This is a genomic window from Caballeronia sp. SEWSISQ10-4 2 (assembly GCF_030464885.1).
Lineage (GTDB): Bacteria > Pseudomonadota > Gammaproteobacteria > Burkholderiales > Burkholderiaceae > Caballeronia.
This window is the reverse complement of sequence record NZ_JALPRJ010000061.1, coordinates 42,509-51,814: the sequence shown is the minus strand read 5'-3', so window position 1 is coordinate 51,814 and position 9,306 is coordinate 42,509. Positions and strand designations below refer to the sequence as shown.

Sequence of the window (9,306 nt, the reverse complement as noted above, 5' to 3'; positions counted from 1 at the left end):
GGGGGGGGGGGGCGACTCGGCACCGCATGGTTTCGTTTTTTGTGGCGCCTGGCAACGCCGCGAGTCGTGATGCCGCGCATCGAGACTCGAATAGAGCCGTTCGTGGCTTGAAGAGGAAGCATCCCTGCGCCGAAGCGCGGAGCCGACGAAAGCCGGCGGATGCTGACGCGAAGCCAAAAGACGCAGAGCTCACACAGAGGGCCAACGTCCTGAAGCCGAGCCCTTCCAATTCAATCCGAAGTCGGAACCAAAATTTGGCTCCCGGCAATCGCCAGATGCCAATTCCCGTTGTGCTAAGGCGTATGCAAAAAAGAAATGCCGGATCACGGGGTGACGAGTGCCGCCACACGGCATCCGCGCCACTTCAACCGCTTCAGGCGCCCATCCGTAAATTCAATCCGCGATAGCAGCCTCGGTTTGAAACCGAGAACCGCTGAGCGCACCGAACTTTATGCGCATAAACCCCACGAAAAACCACCCGAACGACCCACTAGCTGAGTTATCTCTAGAAAAATTGAGTTTTCAATGTAAAATTCCAAAAGCTAAATTTGGGAGCAAAACGTGGCAGCTGAAATCGTTGCAATCACGCAGCAGAAGGGTGGAGTGGGGAAAAGCACGATAGCAATGCATCTCAGCGCCGCGTTTCACGAGAAAGGGAAGCGAGTGCTGGTCGTCGACGCCGACGGGCAAAACACCCTGGTCCATTGGGCCAGCGCTGCGTCCGACGAAGCCAGCGGTATCCCGTTTCCGATCGTGAACCTGTCCGAAGCAGGAGCCCAGATTCATCGAGAGATCAAGAAATTCGTCAATGACTACGACATCATCGTCGTTGATTGCCCGCCCTCCATTACCGAAAAGGTTTCGGGCGTCGTCCTCCTCGCTGCGACAGTCGCCATTGTCCCAACGTCATCGTCGCCTGCCGACTACTGGTCCAGCGTGGGCCTCGTCAAACTCATTCAGCAAGCACAGGTCATGAACGAAGACCTGCGCGCGGTTTTTCTTCTCAACAAGACCGAGGAAAAACGCATGCTGACGCGCGAATTGAAGCGCGCGCTGGAAGAGCTAGGCTTTCCTTTGCTTAAAACGCAGATTCCAACCCGCGAGTGCTACAAGCAGGCGATGGCTCTAGGGCAAACGGTGCTTCAGATGAGCGACCGGGGCGCGCGACTGGCAGCCATCGAAATACGTGCGTGCGCAGACGAAGTTCTCGCCATGCTTCCCTGACTTTATGCGCATAAAGGACCCTGAATGAAACCAACCCAGTTCGCAAAAGGCTTCAAAGCCCGGCCAGATACCACTAGCAGCGAGAAGCGCACAGCCCTTGATCGCATTAACGCTATCGACGAAATCGTCAATCAAGAGGCAGGGAACGATAGGCAAGTCGCTGGTCGTTCAAGCGCCTACACCGAAAACGAGTTTCACGACGACCCAGCGGCGCAGGAGTCGGAACAATTCAAGGCATGGCGTCGAAATAACAGATACGTACACGGCCAGGTGATCGAGCTGCCGTTAAAGGCCATCAAACCCAGCCCGTTCAATCCCAGGCATTTTTATCTGAAGGCGTCCATAGCAGAGCTGGCCGTAAATCTGGCGAAACAAGGCCAGCAGCAAGCCATTCACGTGATCCCCGATCACGAAAACCCTGGCACATTCTTCGTCAGCGACGGTGGTCGGCGGGTACGGGCATTGAAGGAGGCCAACAAGGAAACGGTGAAAGCGATCGTCATCGACCTTCCTATTGGCATCGAGAGTTACAAGCTGGGTTATGACCTGAACGTACAGCGAGATTCACAAACCGTCTTCGACAACGCCGTCGTCTGGAAACGCTTTCTCGACGAAAGCTACTTCCAAAGCCAGCGAGAACTCGCCGACCACCTCGGTCTCGATGAATCGACGATCGCCGTTGCCTTGGCTATCGCGAAGTTACCCGAGAACATAATGCATGAAATGGTCGCCAGACCGGATCGATTCGGCTCGAACATGGCTTACCAGGTCTCGCGTTTTCATACAGCGCGCGGCGCGGATGCCACGCTGCGGCTGATCAACAAGATTGCATCCGACGATCTGAGCACCCGGCAAGTCGCGGACATTGTGAAAGGCCGTGCGAGCACGCAAGAAACGCCCAAACCTGCAGGCCGTCAGCGCTATGCGCAGCGGCTGGAAATCAAGCTGGAAGGGGTTGCGGTGGGCGATCTCAAGACGTACGGCGACGACAGGCTGGAGTTGCGCTTACGTGGTTTGTCGAAAGACAAGCGCGACGAAATCCTTCAACAGCTCGAGAAGATGCTGCAGGCGAATCCAGTAAAACGATAAGGTAAGCGGGGTAATAAAAGAACTCACAAAGAACTCACAGAGGGGCAGACGCTACAAAGCGCAGTCCCTCTGCTGCGTTCTCATGCAACGCGGCTTTGATTCAACGTGAACGCTAGCAAGTCGCCGTCAGTCGGCTCGCCCCATGTCTTGCGCGCGAGCCAGTCGAAAAACGAGGTTTCTCCCATTTTGGAATCGAGGCCGCGCTTGCGCCAGTCATCGCGCATATGTGCGCCGAGCTCCGGCAACACATCTTCCTCAAATGTCTGACGCGCCAGCTCCCGTTCAGACTCACCTTGTTCCTCGTACAGCGCACGCGCTTCCTTCCTGCGATACACGGAATATTCGCTCAACAAACGCGCCTTCAGATCGTCGGCCGGCGCCCCATTGGTTTTCACCGGAGCAGCGGCTGCCGGCAACGCTTCGAGCGGAGGCGCGTAGCCCTTCTTCAGAGCATCCTTGAAAAGCGCCGCGGCACTTCGCACCGGCGGCAGTGACGTACTTCGCATTCTCTGCTCGGTCATCTGCAACGCCGCTCGAATCCGGTTTTCCTCGCTGTCTGCGTAGAGCGTTTGCGCGTCTTTCAACGGAATCCCGATCTTGACCATGCGGTCGACCAGCGTACTGTCGAAGACGTTCGGATGTTCGTCGAGTGCGAGCATCGGCTGCTTGCGTTCAGTCACGCGAAACTGGATTTCAGCCACCCGCCGACCTTCCCGATGCTCGATCAACTCGACGAAGATGTTGGTGACAGCGTTGACCTCCGCAATCGCGGGCCGAAGATAATCGCGCTTGAAATATTTGTATTCGCGCTTCGCTTCGTCGCCAGCCTCGGTATCAGGCGTTCCGGAGAGGATAGGCCGCCACCATTCCCAGGTCTCGCGCATGGTGAGATGACTCGGATTCGTCAGATAACGGACGCAGATTTCGTACAGCGCAAGGCCCGCGCTGCTGCGGAGTTGACTTTGGAACTGCAGACTCAGGCGTGCGTATTGCACCGGGTCGAGCAGCTTTTTCTTGATCTTGGGCGCGAAGGAGAACTCAACCCACACACGGCGCGTGGCAGGGTCTTCGAGAATTTCCGCGTCGGCAATCAACGTCGATATGCCCCACTTGCGCCCGGGCTTTTGACTCGACGTGCCCGTGCTCCACTCAACCTGCACCGACACCATGCGCCGCAAATGCTCTTTCACCAGCGCGGTATCGTTGGAATCGAACGCCGAATTCGCGACAATGTCTGATAACAACGCGCGATAGGTATCCCCGGATTCGTCCGCCTGCTGAGCAACGGCCAGCAGTACGTTGAATAACTTGCGAGTCAAAAGCGTGATCTTCCCGCTTTTTGGCTGAATGGCGATGGCTTCGACGGCTTTTCGCAGCTCAGCCGAACTCGGACTCACCACATCGGTCTTCTTCGCGCGTTTGGTTGCCATGCTGGAGTCAGGAGAATTTTGGGAAAGCATACTCATGACGGTGAAGCTCGTCTACAGGTGCGCACTCACCCTGTAGCGGTGAAGGGGACGTGCCACACACGACTCACTGAGGTGCGCTCCTGAAAACTCTCACCTTCACCGTCACGCGTCATCTCATTTATGCCCCGTGCCATGCGGGTAAACGGATTGGGCGCTTGTGGAATCGAATCGCGGCGCTTCGAAGCTGATCCCGTATCTCCTCACCTAAAATTTTTTTACGCGTCCCTGTGGTTTTTACGATATTTCCCCAGAAGGCGAAAATTCGTAAAAGCGCAGAGAAATTGCGGTAATCGTCGCGATATCAAAGCTTTAGACTCTGATAGCACGTCAGTTGCCGCCCAATCGATCCCGCAAAAGCTCACCCTAGACCCTGCGGAGAGCCCCATTCAGCCGAGTTGGTGTTTAAGAACAAGCCTCCGAAGCTCACTCCCGTGCTCCCGCATAACCTCACCTTTGGGAGTTTCCACGGGTAGCTGTATCGACACATGCTGTCTACCGGCCCCCGCAAACCCTCACCTTTGCAGTCAAGAATGGAAGATTTGATCGGTTTCAGCACTGCAAAACCCCGCTTAGCGCCCAAAATCGGCCAAATATGATCCTGTAAAAGCTCACCTCTCCCGGTTTTCTGTACGCCAACGATAGACCGCATCTCTGCGCAACTCCTCCCGAAAACACTCACCTTTACTGGAATATGGACGTACGGTGATGTCATAAAATGTATTTAAATCAAACACTTAAACTAAATCTGGTTGAAAATGTGTATGCATGGCTGCTCCCCCGGATCGCGACATTGAGACCGCTACATCCCGAAAAGCCTCACCTTTGGTCGTCGCCAACGGAATCAGCGCGATCGCAGACAATCCGAGCCAGCTCCTGAAAACCCTCACCTCTAGCTCGATTCAACGCAAATACCCCTTAAAACCAGCGAGATAGTGGAAGTGCATCGGTTCAAATAGAGCAGCACCCATCTCCCGTATTTCCTCACCCTAACCCGATTCCGTGCCGCGCACACTGTAGCTTCGGGCGCGATCACGCCCGGATAGGCTCACCCTGAGATGTGTTTGGCCCCTGCAAAGTCTCACCTATAGGTAAAAATTACCTATATCGGGCGGGAAATTTCGTATTTTCTTTATCCTGCAAACGCTCACTGAAGAAACCGAGGATTTCAAATGCGTTGTACCGCAGCATATGGGCGCCGGCCGAAGCAGCCCCCGTATTTACTCACCTTGCTAAAACAGCAGCCTCCCGAACTCGCTCACACTTGCTCCTGTGACTCCTCACGTTAGCCCCCGAACCTATACACCGATCACCCCCGCGTTACCTCACCTTCTATCCTGCAAACACTCACCGATGAGCTCTGAGAGCCTTATCTGGTAAGGCTTTGCCGTGGCGTTAACGTCTTTAACTAGGGTTCAAAGGTGTTTACTTCTAATACTCTCAAGCAGCAGAGCGATCATAGAAATAGAAGCGTGAAACAACACCCCCGTGAAACACGAGCGAAAATGGGGAGATTGAAAAAAGATGCTAGTAATCAAAGGCTTGACGGATTAACCTCGACATGTTTCACGGATGCCACTATGACGGTTGTGTGATACGAAGCGCGCCGCTAACAAGAAAGCGCAAATCATTACCGCTTGGTGGATTGACTTCAAATATGTAGCGTTTGATACGTAAAGTATTATTATACGAACGAAATTAATTCGGAGCTTCCTATGAACGACGAAGAACGCCTCGCGCTGCGGACGGAACTCGCGACTATGCGAACTAGTGGCGCGCGTCGGCAGGATCTGTCGCAGCACGCTTGTAAGCGACTTTTCTTCGATTTCGGCATCCGCCCTTCAATGGCCACCGTCAGAGATCTGACCCAAACCGGCAGCGCAAGCGATATCCCAAAGGACATCGATGCGTTTTGGGCTCGGATTAGGTCTGCCTCGCGTGTTCGCATCGAAGGCGGAGCGCTTCCCGAAGGATTGCAGGAACGAGCGGGTGAATTGCTCGGCCAGCTTTTTCAGGAAGCGCAGCGATTGGCGATCCAATCGCTGGAAACGGAGCGCCATGCAGCAGAGGATGACGTCGATGCCGCGCTGGGCCGGCTTCGCGATGCAGAAGTGCGTTGTGCGACGGTTGACGAGGCACTTCGTCGAAGCGAAGCGCGTGCCGAAGCTGCGTTAGCCCGCAATTCCGTCCTGGAGATTGAATTGGGTTCGTTTCGCGGCCGGGAGCTGGAGGCACAAAACGGTCTGCAGGCGTCGATTCATCGGCTCGAAGGCGAACACGCCGCGCTTACCCAACGGCTTGAAACTGAGCAAACCGCGAACGCCGCGTTGCGCGACCGCGTGGATGCGTTGAACGCCGAGCTGCGGCATAACACCGAGCATTACGCGCAACAGATCAAGGATGCGATCAGCGAGGCTGAGCGCCGAGTCAAGCCCATGCTCGTGGAACTTGATTCGCTGCGCGGGATGGCCGCTACTTATCAAGCGGGCGTACGTCAGGCAAGTCAGAAGGAATTCGATTTTATTCAACAACTTAGCATCGCAAAGGCGCGCGCGGATCGCCTGGAGCTGCGAATTCGCGAGCAATCCGACGAAATCGATGCCCTGGCCCTCGAACGTGACGCTTTGCGCGGACAAAGCGGAATGAGCGAAAACGTCGCCCGGCTAATTTGCTCGATGGTCGAGGAAGGACGACTGTCGACACAGGAAATCCGCGCGTTGGGAACCGATATCGATGGCTTTGTGGCGGTGCCAGCCCGCTGCCCCAGGTGTGTAACCGGAGAACCGGAACTTGCGCAGCACGACAATGAGTTCGAGTTGTCCTGTCCGGATTGCGAACGCTCGTCAGGCGCGACCACGTCCCGACTACTCGCCGTAGCCCGTTTTCACTCCGCCGACATGGTCGACGCAAGCGAGCAGATCGAAAGGTGAGCCTTTTCGGGAGGTGAACGTTATTCGAATCCGCGGCTTTCGTCTTGGCTGCTTTCCCGCGCCTGGGCTAGATCCCGCTCCCGTATTTCCTCACCTGTCCAGTTTTGCCATGCTCGATACAACCGATGTGCCGAGATCTGCTGCTGAAAACCCAGCCATTGTCCGACGCGTTCTGGTGCCGTGCCGCTTTCGAACAAGCCGGCGGCAAACGTGTTGCGCAAGGTTTGTGGACTGGCGCGCGCGGCTCGCGAATCGGCAATGCCGGCGGCCTCGATCACGGCATCGACGGCGCGCAACATGGTGGCTTTGTGCATCGGGCGCCCTGAGGGGGCGGATGGAAACAGCAGGTCGCCGAGCAATCTTGCTGTTTTCCGCTCGCTGATCCAATGGTCGAGCAACGCAATTGCAAATGGCGCGAGCCGGGTTTCTCTATTCAGTGCAGAATTTGCGGCCTCGACAATTAGCCACGGTTGATTCCAGGCATAGTTACTAACGGTCAACGCTGCCGCTTCACCTGTTTTTACCCCGCCGCCCACGAATGCGCCGACCAGTGCACGGTCACGGCGCTCCCGCCAACGTTGTGCCGCCGACAAATCACCTAACGGCGAGAAAAGATAATCAACCAAGGCTGCTCGTTCACCGTGGGCGAGAAACCCGGTTGGTTCGTTCTCGCGCGCGTCGCGCCACGAAGCTTCGCCGTCCTGGGCAATGAAACGAGCCGGGTTTGTCGATGCCATTTCGATTTGGCGCACATAGTCGAGTACGCGCTCAATAAGACGCAGATACCGCACACGCTGCGGTTTTCGAACATCTAGTTGAGTGACAAACTGCTCGATGGCGAGCCGATCAACCGTTCGGAGATCGGTGCGTTTGACGCTCAGCCATTCGAGGAAGAGTCCCCATTGCGCCCGGTAGACGTGGGCGGACGATGCTTTGAACGCTTGTTGCGCCATCCAGGAGTCGAACGCGCTACGCGGATCCGCATACCAGCTGGCGCGCTCGTGATCGAAAATCTCTTGAGTTTCGGCGGGTGCGGGCATTGATCCGTAAATCCGTTAGTTGTAAAACTTCATGTAGCAGATTATGCGATGGCTGACGGCGATGTGCATCGGAGGAATTTTATCAATGTGCTCGAGTGCCGCGAAATTGTCGCGTGCACCTGGCCGCCGGTTTCCCGGCGGCCAGGTCGACATTCGCGCCCGAGCAATCGTCTCTCAATGTGCGACGGCGACAGCCAGTTCCGGGTGTCCGGCACGTGCCGCGCAATCGTAGGCATCCACGGCAAATACAAACACCGGCGGCAATGCATTTGACGTCCCGAAATCGACGAGATCATCGGTTTCGGGAAAACTCATGTCGGCCGGACGCGCAAACAACTCGCGGAGTGCCGATTCGTGCCGCCCCGCAAAACCCAGGTCCGCGAGTGCTTCCGCCTCGATAGCCAGCAAGAGCCGCCAGGTCAACGGCACGCCCTGCACAATGTAGCGCGTTGCTATATCGCGCGTGATCCGCTCGAGGTCGCGCACTGTGCGCGCAAATTCGGGGGTGTCCATACGATCTTCGTCGAAGTCCATTTGTTGTCTCCTCCATTCGTGCCATTGCGCCAAGATGTGTACTGTACAAACATACAGTGTTTACCGCAATGTTCCTCTAGCGTCGCGCTGACGGCCGCGCGCGTATGTGCGATTCCGCCTACGCCGGAATCAGACGTGTGCGGCTGTTCCACGGCGCTGAAAATAGCCATTCTGATTACACGTTCAGGGCAATTTCCCTGACATGCGCCGCGAATTCCATTGGACCGGGAATCGCGTTTCGATACGAAAGGAGATCAAGATGAATAAGGATCAGAAAGACGGCGTGGTGAATCAAGCCAAGGGCAAGGTTAACGAGGCTGTCGGCAAGGTGACTGGCAACAAGGCCCGGGAAGCAAAGGGCGATATGCAACAAGCAGCCGGCAAGGTGCAGAAAGGCATCGGCGACGCGCGTGAAGACGTAAAGGATGCTTTCAAGAAGCATTGATTGATTGCGTCCGGCTGCCGCGATTAGCGGACGTTAACGGACGGCGTGCCATGCGCTAGGCTACCGCTGTCGATAAAATCAATTGGCCGTTCCAATGCGAATTGGAACGGCCTTTTCCGCTTACTTCATCTTTCGTTGAACGCCTCGCATGTTCAGGACTAGACGTTTATCAACCGTTGTTTGTCCTGAACGTTCCTTCGGCTAGCGAGTTATCGGATCAGCTTCGAGTCGGCATATCTGTTTTCCGACAGCTGTTATGCGAGCTGAATCGTGCGAGAGTCCGGTTTTTCTAAGTCCACGCCCCATCCGATGGTGGTGCCCCAGCTTTGAGGCACAGCCGGAAAACTTTATGCGCATCAAGTTTCGGGTTCCGGCACCGGGCACAGCTAAGCCGACTAAGCCGCTTGGCTGACGTTCCGGACGACCAACGTCACTACAGCGGGTTCTCCAAGAAATCCTTACGCCCGATGTGTCCAAAGGGATTCGGTTCCGACGTGCGAGCGACGCGCGTTTCGTTGCCTATCGCGCGATATCGACATGTCCCGATTTCACACAAATGCACATAGCGTTCATGTAAA

At 55.9% G+C, this 9,306-nt stretch carries 7 protein-coding genes; 4 read left to right on the top strand and 3 right to left on the bottom strand.

From position 1 onward, the window contains the following. Positions 1 to 561: 561 nt before the first annotated feature. On the top strand, positions 562 to 1,224 hold the full coding sequence (parA, locus tag M0D69_RS31780; RefSeq protein WP_301785807.1) for a ParA family partition ATPase: 663 nt from the start codon (positions 562 to 564) through the stop codon (positions 1,222 to 1,224). Between the two features lie 24 nt (positions 1,225 to 1,248). Continuing rightward, on the top strand, positions 1,249 to 2,313 hold the full coding sequence (locus tag M0D69_RS31775) for a ParB/RepB/Spo0J family partition protein (RefSeq protein WP_301785806.1): 1,065 nt from the start codon (positions 1,249 to 1,251) through the stop codon (positions 2,311 to 2,313). Positions 2,314 to 2,393: 80 nt separating this feature from the next. On the opposite strand, the gene M0D69_RS31770 is transcribed toward M0D69_RS31775, so the two are convergent. Continuing rightward, positions 2,394 to 3,743, bottom strand: a complete 1,350-nt coding sequence (locus tag M0D69_RS31770; RefSeq protein ID WP_301785805.1) for a replication initiation protein — start codon at positions 3,741 to 3,743, stop codon at positions 2,394 to 2,396. Between the two features lie 1,751 nt (positions 3,744 to 5,494). Between M0D69_RS31770 and M0D69_RS31765 the strand changes: the two genes are divergently transcribed. Continuing rightward, positions 5,495 to 6,709, top strand: a complete 1,215-nt coding sequence (locus tag M0D69_RS31765) for a DNA-binding protein (protein ID WP_301785804.1) — start codon at positions 5,495 to 5,497, stop codon at positions 6,707 to 6,709. 20 nt (positions 6,710 to 6,729) lie between these two features. Here the strand turns inward: M0D69_RS31765 and M0D69_RS31760 are convergent, their stop codons facing one another. Together M0D69_RS31760 and M0D69_RS31755 are read right to left on the bottom strand one after the other, a co-directional pair. After that, positions 6,730 to 7,749, bottom strand: a complete 1,020-nt coding sequence (locus tag M0D69_RS31760) for a tyrosine-type recombinase/integrase (protein WP_301785803.1) — start codon at positions 7,747 to 7,749, stop codon at positions 6,730 to 6,732. A 174-nt stretch (positions 7,750 to 7,923) separates the two neighbouring features. Beyond that, a complete protein-coding gene (locus M0D69_RS31755) occupies positions 7,924 to 8,283 on the bottom strand; it encodes a DUF2471 family protein (protein ID WP_047847357.1) in 360 nt (119 codons plus the stop codon). Positions 8,284 to 8,542: 259 nt separating this feature from the next. Here M0D69_RS31755 and M0D69_RS31750 point away from each other — a divergent pair, with 259 nt between their 5' ends. Continuing rightward, on the top strand, positions 8,543 to 8,728 hold the full coding sequence (locus M0D69_RS31750; RefSeq protein WP_301785802.1) for a CsbD family protein: 186 nt from the start codon (positions 8,543 to 8,545) through the stop codon (positions 8,726 to 8,728). The last annotated feature ends 578 nt before the right edge of the window (positions 8,729 to 9,306 follow it).